This window comes from Microbacterium sp. XT11 (assembly GCF_001513675.1).
Classification (GTDB): Bacteria; Actinomycetota; Actinomycetes; order Actinomycetales; family Microbacteriaceae; genus Microbacterium.
In genome coordinates, this window is record NZ_CP013859.1 from 2,413,202 (window position 1) to 2,430,567 (window position 17,366).

General features: G+C 68.3%; 18 protein-coding genes and 1 tRNA gene. 10 read left to right on the top strand and 9 right to left on the bottom strand.

Going from position 1 to position 17,366, the window contains the following annotated elements:
- Positions 1 to 60 precede the first annotated feature (60 nt).
- Positions 61 to 639, bottom strand: a complete 579-nt coding sequence (locus AB663_RS11290; RefSeq protein WP_067199007.1) for a TetR/AcrR family transcriptional regulator — start codon at positions 637 to 639, stop codon at positions 61 to 63.
- 65 nt (positions 640 to 704) lie between these two features.
- Between AB663_RS11290 and AB663_RS11295 the strand changes: the two genes are divergently transcribed.
- The 8 genes from AB663_RS11295 to AB663_RS11330 all read left to right on the top strand — a co-directional run bounded on the left by AB663_RS11295 (position 705) and on the right by AB663_RS11330 (position 9,012).
- The gene (locus AB663_RS11295; RefSeq protein ID WP_067199009.1) at positions 705 to 2,240 is read left to right on the top strand and encodes an MFS transporter; all 1,536 of its coding nucleotides are present in this window, start codon (positions 705 to 707) and stop codon (positions 2,238 to 2,240) included.
- 65 nt (positions 2,241 to 2,305) lie between these two features.
- Positions 2,306 to 3,349, top strand: a complete 1,044-nt coding sequence (locus tag AB663_RS11300; protein ID WP_067199011.1) for a 3-isopropylmalate dehydrogenase — start codon at positions 2,306 to 2,308, stop codon at positions 3,347 to 3,349.
- Positions 3,350 to 3,410: 61 nt separating this feature from the next.
- A complete protein-coding gene (locus AB663_RS11305) occupies positions 3,411 to 4,511 on the top strand; it encodes a branched-chain amino acid aminotransferase (protein WP_067199013.1) in 1,101 nt (366 codons plus the stop codon).
- Between the two features lie 33 nt (positions 4,512 to 4,544).
- The gene (locus tag AB663_RS11310; RefSeq protein WP_067199015.1) at positions 4,545 to 5,318 is read left to right on the top strand and encodes a fumarylacetoacetate hydrolase family protein; all 774 of its coding nucleotides are present in this window, start codon (positions 4,545 to 4,547) and stop codon (positions 5,316 to 5,318) included.
- Positions 5,318 to 6,580 carry an MFS transporter gene (locus tag AB663_RS11315; protein ID WP_067199017.1) on the top strand — a complete coding sequence of 421 codons (1,263 nt, stop codon included), beginning with the start codon at positions 5,318 to 5,320 and terminating at the stop codon, positions 6,578 to 6,580. Before AB663_RS11310 ends, AB663_RS11315 begins: the two co-directional genes overlap by 1 nt.
- A gap of 52 nt (positions 6,581 to 6,632) precedes the next feature.
- Positions 6,633 to 8,138, top strand: a complete 1,506-nt coding sequence (gltX, locus tag AB663_RS11320) for a glutamate--tRNA ligase (RefSeq protein ID WP_067199019.1) — start codon at positions 6,633 to 6,635, stop codon at positions 8,136 to 8,138.
- 201 nt (positions 8,139 to 8,339) lie between these two features.
- A complete protein-coding gene (locus tag AB663_RS11325) occupies positions 8,340 to 8,837 on the top strand; it encodes a lipocalin family protein (RefSeq protein WP_067199021.1) in 498 nt (165 codons plus the stop codon).
- Between the two features lie 103 nt (positions 8,838 to 8,940).
- Positions 8,941 to 9,012: transfer RNA gene (locus AB663_RS11330), tRNA-Gln, on the top strand.
- A 184-nt stretch (positions 9,013 to 9,196) separates the two neighbouring features.
- On the opposite strand, the gene AB663_RS11335 is transcribed toward AB663_RS11330, so the two are convergent.
- The 5 genes from AB663_RS11335 to AB663_RS11355 all read right to left on the bottom strand — a co-directional run bounded on the left by AB663_RS11335 (position 9,197) and on the right by AB663_RS11355 (position 12,476).
- Positions 9,197 to 9,388, bottom strand: a complete 192-nt coding sequence (locus AB663_RS11335; protein WP_067199023.1) for a hypothetical protein — start codon at positions 9,386 to 9,388, stop codon at positions 9,197 to 9,199.
- Positions 9,389 to 9,665: 277 nt separating this feature from the next.
- Positions 9,666 to 10,439: a hypothetical protein gene (locus AB663_RS17195; RefSeq protein WP_067199025.1), complete on the bottom strand. Its 774-nt coding sequence runs from the start codon at positions 10,437 to 10,439 to the stop codon at positions 9,666 to 9,668.
- Positions 10,440 to 10,495: 56 nt separating this feature from the next.
- Positions 10,496 to 11,119, bottom strand: a complete 624-nt coding sequence (locus tag AB663_RS11345) for a hypothetical protein (RefSeq protein ID WP_157541049.1) — start codon at positions 11,117 to 11,119, stop codon at positions 10,496 to 10,498.
- Between the two features lie 164 nt (positions 11,120 to 11,283).
- Positions 11,284 to 11,817, bottom strand: coding sequence for a hypothetical protein (locus AB663_RS11350; protein ID WP_067199029.1), 534 nt, complete (start codon positions 11,815 to 11,817; stop codon positions 11,284 to 11,286).
- A gap of 74 nt (positions 11,818 to 11,891) precedes the next feature.
- Positions 11,892 to 12,476, bottom strand: a complete 585-nt coding sequence (locus tag AB663_RS11355) for a hypothetical protein (RefSeq protein WP_232304531.1) — start codon at positions 12,474 to 12,476, stop codon at positions 11,892 to 11,894.
- Between the two features lie 272 nt (positions 12,477 to 12,748).
- Between AB663_RS11355 and AB663_RS11360 the strand changes: the two genes are divergently transcribed.
- Entirely contained in the window at positions 12,749 to 14,056 is a 1,308-nt protein-coding gene (locus AB663_RS11360; protein ID WP_232304532.1) for an MFS transporter, read from the top strand.
- Here AB663_RS11360 and AB663_RS11365 read toward each other — a convergent pair.
- Complete coding sequence (locus tag AB663_RS11365; protein WP_067199036.1) at positions 14,053 to 14,400, bottom strand: nuclear transport factor 2 family protein; 348 nt, start codon at positions 14,398 to 14,400, stop codon at positions 14,053 to 14,055. The two genes, AB663_RS11360 and AB663_RS11365, sit on opposite strands and share 4 nt — an antisense overlap.
- Positions 14,401 to 14,447: 47 nt before the next feature.
- The gene (locus AB663_RS11370) at positions 14,448 to 15,029 is read right to left on the bottom strand and encodes an SRPBCC family protein (RefSeq protein WP_083511219.1); all 582 of its coding nucleotides are present in this window, start codon (positions 15,027 to 15,029) and stop codon (positions 14,448 to 14,450) included.
- Positions 15,030 to 15,277: 248 nt separating this feature from the next.
- Here AB663_RS11370 and AB663_RS11375 point away from each other — a divergent pair, with 248 nt between their 5' ends.
- Positions 15,278 to 16,384: a DNA topoisomerase IB gene (locus AB663_RS11375; protein ID WP_083511220.1), complete on the top strand. Its 1,107-nt coding sequence runs from the start codon at positions 15,278 to 15,280 to the stop codon at positions 16,382 to 16,384.
- Between the two features lie 86 nt (positions 16,385 to 16,470).
- Here AB663_RS11375 and AB663_RS11380 read toward each other — a convergent pair whose 3' ends face one another.
- The gene (locus AB663_RS11380; RefSeq protein ID WP_067199039.1) at positions 16,471 to 17,328 is read right to left on the bottom strand and encodes a 3-hydroxyacyl-CoA dehydrogenase; all 858 of its coding nucleotides are present in this window, start codon (positions 17,326 to 17,328) and stop codon (positions 16,471 to 16,473) included.
- Positions 17,329 to 17,366 lie beyond the last annotated feature (38 nt).

The window sequence follows — 17,366 nt, forward strand, 5'->3', positions numbered from 1 at the left end:
GTGAGCAGCGGCACCACAGGCGAGGAGGGCGGGGGAGTCCACCCCCGCCCCCCCCGCGCGTCATGACTCGCTCGGGGGCGTCTGTGAGTCCTCGTCGCGTGCCGTCGCCTGCAGCACGAGCTCGATGAGCGCATCCAGGTCTCGGCCCGTGGGAACCAGATGCTCCGCCCCGTGCACGTCGAGGGAATTGTTGAAGTAGAGCCCGTCACCGAGCAGCATGATCAGATCGAGGCTCGCCGTGTCGCGCACATGCGGACGGATCGCGTCCTTCCACAGCCCCCTCATGCGTCTCAGCGTCTCGGCGGCGGCGGTCGAGCCTCCCTGCGCAAGGCGTGACGCGGCGATGAGTGCGCGATCGAGTGCCTCATCCTCCATCACGGAGGTCCGCAGGTAGTAGGCGACCGGTCCTTCGTCCGCCGTCGCCATTCGTTCGAGATCGGCCGCAGTGAGCGCCTCCAAGCGCACGAGGAAACCGGTTTCGAGCTCATCCTTCGAGCCGAAGTGATAGAGCAGCCCGCCCTTCGAGACTCCCGCCGCTCTGGCGGTGGCATCGAGGGTCGCCGCGCGCTCACCGTCGGCGATGACGATCGCCTCGAACGCGTCGAGGACCTTTTCGCGGGCATGGGGAGGTCGGGCCATGTCTGTTACTATACCAGCCGGACGGTTTAGTAACCGTGCCTCAATCGACCCAGGAGAGGTGCCTCATGACGCGCACAGCGTCGATTCCCACGATCGAGACGGATGCCGCGCGCGTCGGCATCCGCGGATGGGCGGCGCTCGTCGTCCTGATGCTCCCCGTCTTGCTCGTGTCGGTGGACAACACCGTGCTGAGCTTCGCGCTGCCGGAGATCTCCATCGCGCTTGCGCCCTCTGGCGCGGAGCAGCTGTGGATCATCGACGTGTATCCGCTGGTGCTCGCGGGGCTGCTGGTCACCATGGGCACGCTGGGCGATCGGTTCGGCAGGCGGAGGCTGCTGCTCATCGGCGCATCCGGCTTCGCCGCGGTCTCCGCTCTGGCAGCCTTCGCGCCCACGGCGGCCATGCTGATCGCGGCGCGCGCTCTGCTGGGCTTCTTCGGTGCGATGCTCATGCCGTCGACGCTGTCGTTGTTGCGATCGATCTTCCAGAACCGCGACCAGCGGCGTCTCGCGATCGCGATCTGGGCGTCCGCGTTCTCCGCGGGGTCCGCGCTCGGTCCCATCGTCGGCGGGTTCCTGCTCGAGCACTTCGCGTGGGGATCGGTCTTCCTCGTCGCCGTTCCCGTGCTCATCCCGCTGCTCGTCTTCGCGCCGCTGGTCGTGCCGGAGAGCCGCGATCCGAACCCCGGCCGGATCGACCCGCTGAGCATCCTGTTGTCGATGGCGGCGATGATCCCCGCGGTCTACGCGATCAAGTCGCTCGCCGTCGACGGACCGACGTGGACCGCCGGCGGATGGGCCGCCCTCGGCGTCGTGATGGGGGTGCTCTTCGTGCGGCGTCAGCTGCGGGCGGAGATCCCGATGCTCGACATGGCGTTGTTCCGTCTGGGGTCGTTCTCCGGGGCGATCCTGGTGAACCTCCTGAGTGTCGTCGCGCTCGTGGGCTTCCTCTACTTCGTGTCGCAGCATGTGCAACTGGTGCTCGGACTCTCACCCATGGAAGCGGGGTTCGCGCTGGTTCCGGGCATGGCAGCGATGATCGTCTCCGGCCTCTTGGTGGTGCCGGTGTCTCGGCGCGTGCGACCGAGCCTGCTCATCCCCGGTGCGCTCGTGTTCTCGGTGGCGGGGTACCTGCTCGTGGCGTTCACGACCTCGGACCACGGCGTCGTGCCGCTCATCCTCGCGTTCGTCGTGCTGGGCATCGGAATCGGCGCGGCGGAGACCATCTCGAACGAGTTGATCCTCTCCAGCGCTCCTGCGGAGAAGGCGGGCGCCGCCAGCGCCGTGTCCGAGACGGCGTACGAGCTGGGCGCTGTGCTCGGAACCGCCATCCTCGGGGGGATCATCACGGCGTTCTACCGCGGCGCTCTGGTGCTGCCGCCCGGCCTCCCCGACGGGGTGGCGGCGACGGCACGTGAGACGCTCGCCGGCGCCTACACGGCGGCCGCCGAGCTGCCGGCCCGCCAGGGCGACGCGCTCTGGGAGGCGGCGGCCGCCGCCTTCGGGTCGGGCGTCATGGTGACGTCCATGATCGGCGCGGCCCTCGTGGTCGTGGCCGGAGCGATCGCCGCCGTCACACTGCGCACGTCCCCGAGTCACTGACCACTACGCTGGATGGACCGGCGTCCCGCCGAGCGGCGCCGGTCCATCCCCATGCAAGGAGTGCCATGTCGCGTGTCGTGAAGCTGGCCGTCATCCCGGGTGACGGCATCGGTCCCGAGGTCATCGCCGAGGCGGAGAAGGTCCTCGACGCGGTCACGGCGGACAGCGACGTGACGTTCGAGAAGACTCCGTTCTCACTGGGGGCGGCCCGGTACCTCGACACCGGCGACACGCTCACCGACGACGATCTCGCCGCGATCGCCCAGCACGACGCCATCCTCCTCGGCGCGGTGGGCGGACAGCCCGGAGATCCGCGCCTGAAGGATGCCAACATCGAGCGCGGTCTGCTGCTCAAGCTGCGCTTCACGCTCGACCATTACGTCAATCTGCGTCCCTCAAAGCTGTTCACGGGCGCGACGAGCCCGCTCGCGAACCCGGGGGAGGTCGACTTCGTCGTCGTGCGCGAGGGCACCGAGGGTCCGTACGTGGGCAACGGGGGAGCGATCCGCGTCGGCACTCCGCACGAGGTGGCCAATGAGACCAGCGTGAACTCCGCCTTCGGAGTGGGGCGCGTCGTCCGCTACGCCTTCGACCTTGCCGAGCGCCGCCGCAAGAAGCTCACGCTCGTGCACAAGACGAACGTGCTCGTGCACGCCGGCGCGATCTGGAAGCGCATCGTCGACGAGGTCGCGGCCGAGCACCCGGACGTCGCCGTCGACTACCTGCACGTCGACGCCGCCACCATCTTCCTGGTCACGGACCCGTCGCGCTTCGACGTGATCGTGACCGACAACCTCTTCGGCGACATCCTCACCGACCTTGCGGGGGCGGTGACCGGAGGCATCGGCCTCGCGGCATCGGGCAACATCAACCCTGATGGCGCCTTCCCGTCGATGTTCGAGCCCGTGCACGGCTCGGCCCCCGACATCGCCGGTCAGCAGAAGGCCGACCCGACCGCCGCGATCCTGTCGGTGGCCCTGCTGCTCGACCATCTCGGGCTGACGGCGGAAGCCGGCCGTGTGACGGCCGCCGTCGAGGCCGATATCGCGTCCCGCGAGGGTACGCGCACCACGGCGGAGATCGGCTCCGCCATCGCTGCACGCCTCTGAACGACAGGCGTAGGCTGAGACGGCGCGAGGATGCGCCCACCCACGAGGAACGGATGACGACATGACGACGATCGACGCCGAGGCGACCGTGGCTCCGCTGGAGTTCGCGGTGACGAAGAACCTGAACGCGGCCACGCCCGCGCGGGTCGCCGAGGTCCTGGAGAACCCTGGTTTCGGCACGGTCTTCACGGACCACATGGTCGACATCTGCTGGTCGGCCAAGGGCGGCTGGCACCGTCCGCGCGTACAGCCGTACGGGCCGATCCCACTCGACCCCGCGGCATCCGTGCTCCACTACGCACAGGAGATCTTCGAAGGCATCAAGGCGTACCGCCACGCGGACGGCTCGATCCACACGTTCCGTCCCGACCGCAATGCCGCGCGCATGCAGGCGAGCGCACGGCGCCTGGCCCTGCCGGAGCTGCCGACGGAGTACTTCATCCAGTCGCTCCGTGAGCTCATCGCGGTCGACGGACGGTGGGTCCCGTCTGGAGCGGACCAGAGCCTGTACCTGCGACCGTTCATGTTCGCGAAGGAGGCCTTCCTCGGCGTCCGCGCGGCGCAGAAGGTCGCCTACTACGTGATCGCCAGCCCCGCCGGCGCGTACTTCGCGGGTGGGGTGAAGCCCGTCCGGATCTGGCTGTCGGAGGAGTACGCGCGCGCCGGACGGGGAGGCACCGGCAAGGCGAAGACCGGTGGCAACTACGCGTCGAGCCTGCTGCCGCAGTCCGAGGCCTACGCGAAGGGCTGTGACCAGGTCGTCTTCCTCAACGAGGACCGCGACGTGGAGGAGCTCGGCGGCATGAACATCGTGTTCGTGTTCAAGGACGGGCGTGTCGTGACGCCCGAGTCCGACAGCATCCTCGAGGGCATCACCCGGGATTCGCTGCTGCAGCTCGCGGCCGACCGGGGGTACACGGTCGAGAAGCGCAAGATCTCCATCGACGAGTGGCGTCAGGGCGTCGCCTCGGGCGACATCGTCGAGGTGTTCGCGTGCGGCACGGCAGCCGTGGTCACGCCGATCGGCGCGCTCGTCGGCGAGGGCTTCGACGAGCCGCAGCCCCTGGGAGAGCTCGCGCTCTCGCTACGCGAGGAACTCACCGACATCCAGTACGGCCGCCGCGAGGACCGGCACGGCTGGCTCGTGCGCCTCGACGCCTGAGCGGGGCGCCGCGCGGCTGACTAGGCTGGACGGGTGAAGATCGCCCGATTCAGCCACGAAGACGCCATCATGTACGGGATCGTCGACGAGACCGATCTGGTCGTGCTCGCAGGCGACCCGATGTTCGCCGGATACGAGACGACCGGCGCACGCGTGCCGCTCGCGGACGCCGTGCTGCTCGCTCCGGTGATCCCGCGGTCGAAGGTCGTGTGCGTGGGCAAGAACTACCACGACCACGCCGCCGAGATGGGGGGAGTGGCGCCCGAGGAGCCGCTCCTGTTCCTCAAGCCGAACACGGCGGTGATCGGGCCGGGAGACGTCATCGTGCGCCCGACGCTCTCGGAGCGCACCGAGTACGAGGGCGAGCTCGCCGTGGTGATCGGCAAGATCGCCAAGAACGTGAAGGCGGCAGACGCGGCGAACTACGTGCTCGGCTACACGGTGGCGAACGACGTGACCGCGCGCGACCTGCAGCGCAAGGACGGTCAGTGGTCACGCGCCAAGGGCTTCGACACCTTCTGTCCGCTCGGTCCGGTCATCGAGACCGACTTCGATCCGTCGACCGCGACCATCGAGACGCGCGTCAACGGCGAGGTGCGTCAGCACGCGCCGCTGACCGACATGATCCACTCGGTCGCGTCGATCATCGAGTACGCCTCGGCAGTGTTCACCCTGCTTCCCGGCGACGTGATCCTCACCGGCACCCCCGCCGGCGTCGGCACCTTCGACGCGGGAGACGTGGTCGAGGTCGAGATCTCGGGTCTCGGCATCCTGCGCAACACCGTGCGCGACGCGCAGCCGGCGTAGTGACCGCGCTCACCCTCGAACAGCAGACCGCCGTCCAGCGGCGCACCGTGGCGGTGCTGTCGCTCGGTCAGGTGCTCGGAGGCATCGCGTTCGGCGCCACGGTGTCGCTCGGCGCGCTGCTCGCCGCGGACATCTCCGGCAACGACGGCCTGTCGGGTCTCGCGACCGCGTCGGTGACGTTGGGGCCTGCGCTGTGCTCGATCCCGCTGGCGCGCATGGCGGCGCGGTTCGGACGCCGTCGCGCGCTGACTCTCGGCAACGTGTTCGCTCTCGTCGGCATCGCGATCGTCGTGCTCGCGGTGTCGCTGCGCATCTTCCCGCTCCTGCTGCTCGGAACCCTGACGATCGGAGCGGGGAACGCCGGCAACCTCCAGTCCCGCTTCGCCGCCACGGATCTCGCGTCGCCCCAGCATCGAGGCCGCGACCTGTCGATCGTGGTGTGGTCGACGACGATCGGAGGAGTCGCGGGGCCTCTGCTGCTGGGACCCGGCGAGTTCGTCGGCCATGCGATCGGGATGCCGCCGCAGACCGGGTCGTACGCGTTCTCCTTCGTGGCGCAGTGCGCCGCGCTGATCCTCTATCTCATCGCGCTGCGCCCCGACCCTCTGCTCGCCGCACAGCGACTGGCCACGGCCGCCGCGGCGGTCACCGGCGTCGTGCGCGAGGACAAGCCCGTCGTGGCGCGCTATGCGATCTTCGCCATCGCGGGTTCGCACGTCGTGATGGCGTCGGTCATGGCGATGACGCCCGTGCATCTTTCGCACATGGCGCACACCATGCACGGCATGGACACCACGCCGGCCGACGTCTCGGCGCTCGTCGGGATCACGATCGCCCTGCACGTGGGAGGCATGTATGCGCTGTCGCCCGTGTTCGGCATCCTCGCCGACCGCTGGGGCCGGTTGCGGGTGATCCTGCTCGGGCAGGCGCTGCTCGGCGGAGCGCTCGTGTTCGCGGTGTTGGCGAACGACCAGGCGTGGGGCGTGATGGTCGCGTTGATCCTGCTCGGCCTCGGCTGGAGCGCGGCGACCGTCGCCGGTGCCGCGCTCCTCACGGAGTCCAGCGCACCGGAACTCCGCACGCGTCGCCAGGGCCGCAGCGACTCGCTGATGAGCCTGTGCGCCGCAGCGGGCGCCGTGCTGGCCGGCGTGATCCTGTCGAACTTCCAGTACGCCGGACTCGGGGTCGCGGCATCCGTCGTCGTGGTGGCGATCGTGGTGCTGTCTCCGCTCGCGCGGGCGCGCGCCGCGGAGGCCGGCTGACGCACGGCACCGGACGGTGACGGCATCCGCCGAGCCGTAGGATTGAAGGGATATGGCTACCCCGCACCCCCTCACCACGACCGCGAGCGGCGCAGACGTCCGCGTCCGCTTCTGCCCGTCGCCCACCGGTCTGCCGCACGTCGGCATGGTCCGCACCGCCCTCTACAACTGGGCGTACGCCCGGCACACCGGCGGCAAGCTCGTGTTCCGCATCGAGGACACCGACGCCGCCCGTGACAGCGAGGAGAGCTTCCGCCAGCTGGTCGACGCGCTCACCTGGCTGAAGATCGACTGGGACGAGGGCGTCGAGGTGGGTGGCCCGCACGCGCCGTACCGCCAGTCCGAGCGTCACGACATCTACCGCGAGGTTATCGACAAGCTCGTCGCGACCGGCGCGCTCTACGAGAGCTATTCGACGGCCGAGGAGATCGACGCGCGCAACGAGGCGAACGGGCGGGCCAAGCAGCTCGGCTATGACAACTACGACCGCGACCTCACCGAGGAGCAGAAGGCCGCGTTCCGTGCAGAGGGCCGGCAGCCTGCGCTGCGCCTGCGAGTGCCCGACGAAGATCTCACCTACGTCGACCTCATCCGCGGCGAGGTGACGTTCCCTGCCGGCTCCTTCCCGGACTTCGTGGTGGTGCGCCCGAACGGCGTTCCGCTGTACACGTTCGTCAACCCGGTCGACGACGCGCTCATGGGCATCACGCATGTGCTGCGAGGCGAGGACCTCATGCCGTCGACAGCGCGGCAGCTCGCGTTGTATGCGGCGCTCATCGACGCGGGCGTGACTACGTTCGTGCCGCGCTTCGCGCACATGCCTCTCGTGCTGGGGGAGACGGGGAACAAGAAGCTCTCCAAGCGGGACCCGCAGGCAGACCTGTTCCTGCACCGCGAGCGCGGCTTCATTCACGAGGGGCTGCTGAACTACCTCGCGCTGCTCGGCTGGTCGATCGGTCCCGACCGCGACGTGTTCTCTCTGGAGGAGTTCACGGAGGCGTTCGACATCGTGAACGTGAACCCGAATCCCGCGCGCTTCGACCAGAAGAAGGCTGAGTCGATCAACGGCGACCACATCCGGATGCTCGACGAGAAGGACTTCGCCGAGCGGATCGTGCCGTATCTGGCTGCCGCCGGCCTGTTCGACGAGCCGACGCACGAGCAGCTGGTGCTGGCGTTCCGTGCCGCACCGCTGATCCAGGAGCGGGTGCAGCTCCTGGGCGAGGCCCCTGGCATGCTCGGATTCCTCTTCACCGATGAGGTGTCGTACGACGAGGACGCGCTCAAGGGGCTGCCCGCGAACGCCGCCGAGGTGCTGGATGCGTGCGTCGCCGCACTGGAGCCCGTCGCCGAGTTCACTCCGCAGGCCGTTCAGGATGCACTCGCCAAGGCTCTCGTCGAGGACCTGGGTCTGAAGCCGCGAGTCGCTTACGGCCCGCCGCGTGTGGCGATCACCGGGCGCCGGGTGTCTCCGCCGCTTTTCGAGTCGATGGAGCTGCTCGGCAAGGACGAGTCGCTGCGCCGGCTTCGCGCGCTGGCGGAGTTCCTGAGCCGCTGACCAACGCTGCGCACAGGGAGGCGTGCCGTGACGGCGCGCCTCCCTGTGCGTATGGCTCGGCGGGACCTGGATGACCGTGTTGTCGGCTTGGTCGTTGCACATCCCGTTCGTCTGGGCAACCCGGTCGACCCGGCGGGCAGGCCGGCGTAGCGTGTGCCTCACGATGGAAGAGGGGCTGTGCGTCACGACGGAGGAGGAGCGATGGACGATCAGGTGGTCCGGTCTGTGCCGGCATTGGAGCTCAATCGATATCTCGGACTCTGGTTCGAGCAGGGACGGCTTCCGTTGCGGTACGAGGACGACGAGGCGCGGGACGTGACCGCGGAGTACACGCTCGCGGAGGACGGCACCGTCACGGTCGACAACCGGTGTCTCGACAAGGACGGCAAACCGCAGCGGGTCGTCGGCGAAGCCGTGCCGGACGAGGAGCATCCCGGGCGGCTGCGTGTGTCCTTCCTGCCGGAGAAGCTGCGCTGGCTGCCGTTCACGAGGGCCGACTACTGGGTGCTGCGCGTCGATGCCGACTACCGGCACGCTCTCGTCGGAACTCCGGACCATCGCTATCTGTGGCTGCTCGCCCGCGAGCCGCGCATCGACCCGGCGGTGGCGGAGGACTTCTTGCGAACCGCTCGCGACCAGGGCTTCGACCTGGAGCCGTGGATCACGACACCGCAGTCGGGGACCGTGGTCGAGGCGTGACACGTTCGGGCCCCTGCGCCACGCGCGGGCGGCGCGCTGCATTTGGCGCACACGGGGGCGTCGGGTAAAGTTGAATCTCGGTGCGAGGCCGCGGTTTCGCCCTTGGGGTATGGTGTAATTGGCAACACGGCTGATTCTGGTTCAGTTGTTCTTGGTTCGAGTCCAGGTACCCCAGCAAGAGAAAAACCCCCGTTTATCGGGGGTTTTCTTGCATTCGGTGGTATCGATCCGAGGTGCAGGGCAGTCGAGAGCCGTTGCGCCACGCGACCGCGGTCATCGACGGCAAGATCTCGGTAGCGATCCGCCCGCGGCCGACGGCGCCCTGAGTCGCACATCAACGGGTCGCGGCGCGCTCCTCGTCACCGCCCCACCTCGTCCGGCGGGTTCAGCTGCGCCCCGCCCTGGCCGAGCACGATGGGCGTGACGACGAGGATCAGGGCGATGCTGACGAGCGGCACGACCGCAGCCATGGCGCGGAGGGATCGCCGTTCTTCACCCTCGGCTTCGCGCGCTCGGACGACGGCGAGGATGATCGCGGCAAGTATCAGCACAGCCCAGACGGCGAAGAAGAAGGTGCCAGCGGCGACTCCCAGGTCCGCCTCGTCATCCCGAGGCGGCTTCTTCGGATGCTGTCGTCATGCCCTGCAATATACGACCCCAGGGTGTCCGGTGCAGGAACGGCACCTGAGGCAAGAGCCTGGCAACCGCCGCCGTGATCACCGGAAGATCACGCGTCCGCCGATGATGCGCTTGTCACTGCGCGTCCCTTCGCTCGGGCGGCAAGAAGTCGCGCCGTTCCGGTTTCGGTCGTGGGTGCCTGGGGGTGGGTTAGCAGCCGGGGGCGGTGGGTTGTTCGGTGCAGGTGTGGGTGACGAGGGCGGTGTGGGCTTCGTAGATGGTGAGGGTGTGGGGTGGGCTGGTGGTGGTGAGTTCTCCGGGGATGGGGGTGGGGCCGGTGCCGAGGTCGATGGTGGCGGTCCAGTGGGTGGTGACGGTGGTGGTGTAGGTGCCGCGGTGTGTGTAGGTGTGGCTGGTGGGGGTGGGGGTGAAGTCGGGTTGGGTGAGGTCGTTCCAGGTGCGGGCGGGGGTGGTGAGGGTGAGGGTGGTGGTGTCGCCGTAGTCGTAGGTGTAGTGGGTGGGGGTGAAGTGGATGGTGAGGGGGTGGTGGAAGAGGGTGCCGGTGCGGGTGTGGGGTGTGGCGGTGGTGAGGAAGTTGGTGGGGGTGCCGGCGATGCCGGCGGTGGCGGGTTCGGTGGTGAGGGTGGGGGGTTCGGGGGCGAATTGGGCGAGGTCGGTGGTGGTGATCGCGGATGCGGTGGGGGTGGGGGGTGTGGGGTCGGGTGTGGGTGCTGGGGTGGTGGCGAAGCACTGGCGGTTGGTGTCGCTCCATTCGGGGCATTCTGCGAGGGGCTTCGTTTCGGGCGCGGGGGCGGGGTTCGGGTTCGTCGGGTTCTCGCGGTCCGGAGCCGAAGGCGCCGGGCTGGTGGGGGTCTCAGAGTTCAGTGGCTGGGTGCGCGATGCGGTGAGGGTGAGCGTCGACCCACCGTCTGCTCCGCAGATCCCAGCTGCTGCTGCCTTCGCGTCGTATGTGGCGGCCGTCATAGGTGGAACGTGAGGCGATGAGAGAGCAGACATTGCGCTGACGATGAGCGCAGCGATCAACATTCTTCCTCCTCGAGAGAGTTCGATTCCGAGATGAGAAGCCCGTCGTCTGAAGCAACGAAGATGACGTCGAGCGGCACGAGGTTGACGCGCGTGGGCGGAGTCACGTCTTCGCCCGCATCATTGATGACCCTGGTTGAGCTCACGTCGAGACACACGGACGCTCGGACCCGTCCGTCATCTGATCGAAGATCCGCAGACTCGCCGGAGAACCTCACGACCGCGCCTTCTCCGACGATCTTCAGGCCGTTCTCGGTGAGCAGCCTGCTCGTGTTCGTGTCGCTTTCAAGAGCCAGTCCGACGAGATAGGTCCGGGAGTTGCTTGTTCCTCCGGCCCGCTCATCGTTGAGCGCGTCGTTGTACGCCCGGTAGACCTTCTCCGCAGCGGCGTAGGCCTCGTCGGCGCTGGCGAAAGCCGCGGTCGGTGTGCGAGAGGGCGCCGGACCAGAGGCGCAACCTGCGAGAGCCACGGCACCGAGGGCGATCGCTGTCGACACGGCGGATCGCCCGCGCCCCCGAACGAACGCACCGCGCCGGCCACGAGGGGTGCTCTCGGCGGTGGGGTGGGCGAGGGGCGGGAGTGCCACAGCCGATGCGGCGGTGCGTCGTACGGGAGTCACGCCGTCACGGTAGCGACATCAGCGAACACACCGTCAGCGTTATCCACAGCCCCGGCGAGTGCGTCGCTCTGATCAGGACGCCGCTCGGGCGCGTGGAACGCCCTCGTGTAGCGTTCGTTCCGAGGCGCCCCAGCCAACCGGAACCCCCGGGTCAGACGGAGGTTTCAGTAGGGAAGGAACTCCACCGCCAGTCCGGCTCGCTGCGCGTGCGTGATCAAATCCTCCGAGGCGAACATGTACGTGCGAAAGCGGACGTCCCGCGCCAGCATGTACTTCTCGGTGAGCGGGGCGAAGGCCGGACGGGTGAGGATGGCGATGCCGCGGATATCGGAGAAGGCGGAGTTCTCGGTGTCGATGAGTTCCAGGGTTCGTTCGATCCTGCCCGCGAGGAACGTCCGGTCGCCTCCGCGCAGATGCAGTGACGCGGGCACGACCGTCACATCATCGGCGAACGCGGCGGGCATCACCGCCACGAACGTCTCGGAGAACAGGGGGACGCCCTTGGTCGTCTGAAGGTAGTCGGGGGCGATTCTGTCGAATCGTCGCACGTCGAGGTCGATGTCGATGTCGACGGCGTCCACCGTCAGCTCTGCCGAGGCGTCGTCGACGAAGAGTCTGCAGCCGAAGTCGTCTTCCCCGCGCATCGTGATCGAGAACTCGCCCAGTGCTGTCGGATGCAGGAGCTCGTACGTCGCCACCGGCTGCCTCCCATTGCTCCACGGCCGTCTCTCCGATTGTGGCATGCGACGTCACGCTCGCCGAGGACGCGACGTCAGCCGGCGAGCGGAGAGGTGATCTTCACCGACCGGTAGCCGGAGCCGTCCCTCGTCGGGAGCCACTGACGCCAGTGTTTCGTGGACAGGCGGATCGGCACGTGCTCCTCGATGTGGTGGGCAGCGCGGCCCAGACGCTCGTCGGCAGGCAGGTTGAGCCAGAGCGACAACGACGACGCCGTGGTGCCGATCGATGCGCGAATCCCCGAGACGCCGAGCCTGCGCCCGTACCCGTCGACGGCGAAACCGCCGAAGGCCTCCGCAGTGATATCGGAGTACGGTTCGCCGGTGGCGGGATCGAGCAGGGCTGCATCCGTGTCCCATATCAGTGAAGCGAGTGGCTGGCCGTGCTCCGTCACTGCTCCGGCGCCGTCGGTCGCGAGCACGTCGAGAACGTCATCGACCGCCCCGTCGCGAACGCGCCACTCGATGCCGATGCGGTCCTGCGCGCGCGGCCCGCCCAGCCTCGAGGCCGCGAGGTCGCGAAGCCGTTCAGTGACCTCGGCGGGGCCGCCCCGCAGGAGACGCAGCGCGTACACGCCGGTGTCGTTCGTGCGCGCGCACGCGCGAACGAACGACGTCACTGCTCGCCATGCGTCACGCGGTGCTCGGATCCTCATCGCATGCGCGCCGCCTGACGACACGGGCAAGCCGTCATAAGTGACGACGACAGGGCGGGGACGATCCGCGGTCATGTTCACCTCGATCCTCTCGTGGCGCGGGAGCGCTCCTGTCGGGTGCGATCGCCGAGCATGAGCCTACCTGCCACGATGCGGCTTCCGCCGACGAGGCCACCGGTCGTCGGGCCTGACCTTCGCCGTCCGCCAATGTCGGAGGCATCCGGAAGAATGATGCGGTGATCGGCATCAGGAGCTTCTGGAACGCACTGCCCACCGAAGGACGGTGGCTGCTGTCGACCGTCGTGGTGCAAACCCTCGGTCGTGGAATGACACTGCCGTTCACCATCATCTACCTCCATGAGGTCCGCGGGTTCGACCTCGGCCTGTCCGGTGCGCTCATGAGCCTCATCGCCGTCACTGGCCTCGTGGTGACCGGCCCCGGCGGCACTCTGATCGACCGGTTCGGAGCGCGGAGGGTGCTGATCGCCGGACTCCTCTCGATGATCGCCGGGTGCAGCCTGCTGGCGTTCGCGACGCACCCGGCGGTCGCCACCGTCGCTGTGGTGCTCATCGGCGTGAACTTCGGAGTCTCATGGCCCGGCTTCAACGCACTGATCGCCACTGTTGTGTCCGGCGAACTCCGTCAGCAGTACTTCGGGGTCAATTTCGCCCTGGTGAACCTGGGGATCGGCATCGGCGGCGTCATCGGGGGGTTCTTCGTGAACGTCGACGATCCTGTGACCTTCACCGTCATCTTCCTCGTCGACGCGGCCTCCTCACTTGTGCCCCTGGCTCTCCTGCTCGGCCCGCTCCGCCGTGTGCGGACGCACGCGCAGCCCGACGCCGCCGACGCGGACGAGCGGCACATCGGCTACCGGGAGATCCTGCGTCGCCCCGCCGTGCTCTGGCTCACCGTGCTGACCTTTCTCTCGGTGTTCATCGGCTATGGCCAGATGGAGGCCGGGTTCCCCGCCTTCGCGCGCCAGGTGTCGGGCGTGTCCACCCAGGTCGTCGGCATCGCGTTCGCCGTGAACACCGCGGTGATCGTGCTGCTGCAGTTCGCCGTACTGCGGCTCATCCGCGGACGTCGGCGCACGCGCGTCATGCAGGCCATGGCAGCGATCTGGGCGGGCTCGTGGCTCGTCCTCGGCGCCACCGGTCTCCTTCCGCACACGCTCGGTGCCGCCATCGGGGTCATCGCCTTCATGGGCGTCTTCGCTTTCGGCGAGACGATGCTGCAGCCCACGGTTCCGGCGATGTGCAACGACCTCGCCAGCGACCGCACGCGCGGTCGCTACAACGCCATCAACGCCGCCGCCTTCCAGGGCGGGGCCATCACCGGTCCGCTCGTGGCCGGGGTCATGCTCGGCGAAGGTCTCACGACGGGCTTCGTGGCCGTCATGATCGCGGGCGCGGTGGTCGTCTGCGTGCTCGCGATCATCCTCGAGCGCGTCGTACCGGCATCCGCCAATGGGATCGAGGTCACGGCAGCGGAGGATGTCGCAGACGGATCGACCGTCGTCCGCGGACGAACCGAGTCCTAGTCCGTCTTCTGCGGGGTGTAGTGCACGGTCTGGAGAGCGATGAGTCCGTCTCGAACCACGAAGCTGTCGGCTCCGTCGCACACCTTCACATCTCCATCATGGGCACCCCACTCCAGATAACCGAAGTCACCGTCGATGAGTGTCTGCGAGAACACGAACTCCGCAGGACCGACGAGCCGCTCGAGCTCGGCTGCGCACGCCCGCACTCCGTCATGCCCGCGATAGACGCCCGAGCCGGTGAGCAGCACGACATCCGCGTGGTAGTTGGACAGATCACCGTCGAGATCTCCCTCGAGTCGACGCTTCAAGTGATCGTGGATCACTTCTGTCGTGGTGCGCACCATTTCTCATTTCTCAGGAGTGCGGGCCCCGCGAGGGGGCCCGCACTCCGTCAGACCAGCAGGTCGGGGTCGTCGCCCCGCACATCATCGCTTCGCGGACCGGGAGTTCCGGATGCCGTCGAGGTCCTCGCCGCCGAGGATGTGCCGGCGTCGCCCGCCGCTCCCGTCGACGGCTCGGTCACGCCGCCGTGCACCTCTCCTCGCCACGCCCCGGTCGGCTCATGGCGGGACTCGATGAACTCCTTGAACCGCTGAAGGTCGCGCTTCACGGCCATGTCGTCGAGGTGCAGGGTGGCACCCGCCTTCTCGACGAAGCCCTCGGGCTCCCACTCCATGCTGAGCTCGACATGAGTGCCTTCGTCGCCCGGCACGAAGGAGACGCGGCCGGCGTGGCGCGGCTCGTCGACGCTGCGCCAGCTGATGTGATCGTCCGGCACCTGATCGACGATGCGTGCGTCGAACTCCCGGCGCGTACCTGCGACGTTCACGACCCAATGGGTCATGGTGTCGTCGAGCTGGGTCACCTTCTCGACGCTGCTCAAATACTCCGGGAACGATTCGAACTGCGTCCACTGCTCATATGCAGTGCGAACCGGAACGTTCACGTCGATGTCGGCTGTGATCGTGCTCATGTTCCTTCTCCTTCGTGATCTCGGGATGCCCACGGTAGGTGTGCTCCGAGCGGGAGCAGAGGGGGTTGAACATCAGCGATGCGACGTCTATGCGGTGGGCGGTCGTTAGCATGCGTCTCGGTCATCCCGCTACTCCCTTGGCTCGACGACGGAGATGGGTGCAGTCTGCGAGGAGGGTCTGCGGTGGCGCACGGTTCTGCTCAGGCAGCAGAGGGAGATCTCGCAGACGCGGGCAGGAAGGGAAAAGAATGGCTCGCCTCGCACGCGTGGTACCCGGCAAGGACCGCGGTTACCGCCGGATGCGTTCCGGCTCCGGGTTTCGCTATGTCGACCAGGACAACGTCCCCGTGGCTGGTGCCGACCGCGAGCGGATCCGCGACCTCGTCATCCCTCCCGCGTGGACCGACGTGTGGATCGCGGCTGACCCGCTCGCGCACATCCAGGCCGTGGGCACGGATGAGGCGGGACGCCGGCAGTACCTCTACCACCCGCTGTGGCGCGCCGGCCGCGATCGCCGCAAGTTCGCGCGTGCACTCGACCTGGCGGCCGCGTTGCCCCATGCCCGTGCTCGCGTCACCCGGGGACTGCGGAGCGAAGGGTTGACGCGCGAGCGCGTGCTCGCGGCGGCCTTCCGGCTGCTTGACGACGCAGCGCTCCGCGTCGGGTCGGAACGGTACCTGGTGCGCCACGGCAGTCGTGGGCTCACCACGTTGCACCGGCGCGATGTCCGCATCGACGGAGATGAGGTCGCACTCTCGTTCCCGGCCAAGAGCGGTCGTCGCGCGGAGATCGAGATCACGGACGCCGGCCTGGCCGAGACGCTCTCGGAACTCGCAGTCGGCTCCCCGCGAGCCCCCTTGCTGGCGTACCGGAGGGGGCGGCGCCGGGTGAAGATCACCCCGGCGGAGGTGAACGACTATCTGCGCGAGGTCACCGGGGGAGTGTTCACGGCGAAGGACTTCCGTACCCTGCACGGCACGATCCTCGCCGCGGACGCCCTCGCGCGCATCGGACCGCTCGACACGCAGGCCGAGCGCGACCGGGCCGAGCGTCTCGCCGTGCAGGCCACGGCATCCGCACTCGGGAACACGACGGCGGTGGCGAGGGGCAGCTACATCGACCCCCGCGTGTTCCGGCAGTATGCGCGCGGCCGGACTCTCGAGCTCGACGTGGCACCCGAGACCGCCATCCGACGGCTTCTCCGGGGAGGGATCACCGGAGAGCGGCGGCCCGCCAGGCCGGGCGGACGTTCGCGCAGGGACGACTCACGAGAACGCCGGCGCGAAGCGCGGACGATCCGGAAGGCGCGGCCGAGAGGCGGGCGACGCCGTGGGCGCGCACGGGAGTCCGTGTGACACCGCACTGCGCGCGCGAGGCCGGCCACCCCTAGGACGGCCGGCCTCGGCAGAAACAGGTCTGTGCTCGAGGCGAAGCGGTGGGATCAGTTTTCCCGCGGGTAGGTGTAGAAGCCCTCACCCGTCGCGACGCCGAGCTTGCCCTTGTCGATGTACTGCTCCTTGATGAGCGCGGCGAACCGCTGCTGCGTCTCGTCGCCCATGAGCGAGATGTTGTACGCCGTGGTCAGGCCCACGATGTCGTAGATCTCGAACGGACCCTTCGGCGCCCCCGTACCGATACGCCAGGTGGCGTCGATCGCCTCCGGCTCGGCGATGCCGTTGACGAGCAGCTCGCCGGCAGCCTGCAGGAACGGCACGAGCAGCGAGTTCAGCAGGTACCCGGCCTTCTCCTTCTTGATCTCGATCGGGACCATCCCGATCTGCCGAGCGAACTCGACGACGTCGGCGTACACGGCGGGGTCGGTCGCGGGGGTGCCCATGACCTCCGCGGTGTTGTGCGACCAGATCTCGTTGGCGAAGTGCAGGGCGAGGAAGCGGTCGGGGCGGCCCGTCGCATCGGCGAGATCACTCGGGAGCAGTGTCGACGAGTTCGTCGCGAAGATCGTGCTCGCCGGCGCGACATCGGCCAGCGTGCGGTAGATCCCCTGCTTCAGTTCGAGGTTCTCCGGCACCGCCTCGATCACGAGATCCGCCTGGGCGACCGCGTCGGCGAGATCGGAGGTGAGACGGATGCGGTCGAGCGCTGCTGTTGCACCGCCGTCTGCTGCGCCGTCGACGCCCTCAGCCTCGTAGCGTGCGGCGAGAGCGCGGAAACGCTCCGCCGCGCGGTCGAGCGCCGGCTGGTCGATGTCGTAGGCGGTGACCGTGAAACCGTGGAACGCCGTCTGGAACGCGATCTGCGATCCGAGTACGCCGGTGCCGAGAACCGTGATGTTCTTCATTTCCTCTTCCTTCTCTGGTGACCTTGTGGGTCGGGCTC

What these genes read in the sequence shown, in the direction of transcription:
- AB663_RS11290 (WP_067199007.1), bottom strand. Translation starts at nt 639, where the DNA reads ATGGCCCGACCTCCCCATGCCCGCGAAAAGGTCCTCGACGCGTTCGAG.
- AB663_RS11295 (WP_067199009.1), top strand. Translation starts at nt 705, where the DNA reads ATGACGCGCACAGCGTCGATTCCCACGATCGAGACGGATGCCGCGCGC.
- AB663_RS11300 (WP_067199011.1), top strand. Translation starts at nt 2,306, where the DNA reads ATGTCGCGTGTCGTGAAGCTGGCCGTCATCCCGGGTGACGGCATCGGT.
- AB663_RS11305 (WP_067199013.1), top strand. Translation starts at nt 3,411, where the DNA reads ATGACGACGATCGACGCCGAGGCGACCGTGGCTCCGCTGGAGTTCGCG.
- gltX (WP_067199019.1), top strand. Translation starts at nt 6,633, where the DNA reads ATGGCTACCCCGCACCCCCTCACCACGACCGCGAGCGGCGCAGACGTC.
- AB663_RS11325 (WP_067199021.1), top strand. Translation starts at nt 8,340, where the DNA reads ATGGACGATCAGGTGGTCCGGTCTGTGCCGGCATTGGAGCTCAATCGA.
- AB663_RS17195 (WP_067199025.1), bottom strand. Translation starts at nt 10,439, where the DNA reads ATGACGGCCGCCACATACGACGCGAAGGCAGCAGCAGCTGGGATCTGC.
- AB663_RS11365 (WP_067199036.1), bottom strand. Translation starts at nt 14,400, where the DNA reads ATGGTGCGCACCACGACAGAAGTGATCCACGATCACTTGAAGCGTCGA.
- AB663_RS11370 (WP_083511219.1), bottom strand. Translation starts at nt 15,029, where the DNA reads ATGAGCACGATCACAGCCGACATCGACGTGAACGTTCCGGTTCGCACT.
- AB663_RS11375 (WP_083511220.1), top strand. Translation starts at nt 15,278, where the DNA reads ATGGCTCGCCTCGCACGCGTGGTACCCGGCAAGGACCGCGGTTACCGC.
- AB663_RS11380 (WP_067199039.1), bottom strand. Translation starts at nt 17,328, where the DNA reads ATGAAGAACATCACGGTTCTCGGCACCGGCGTACTCGGATCGCAGATC.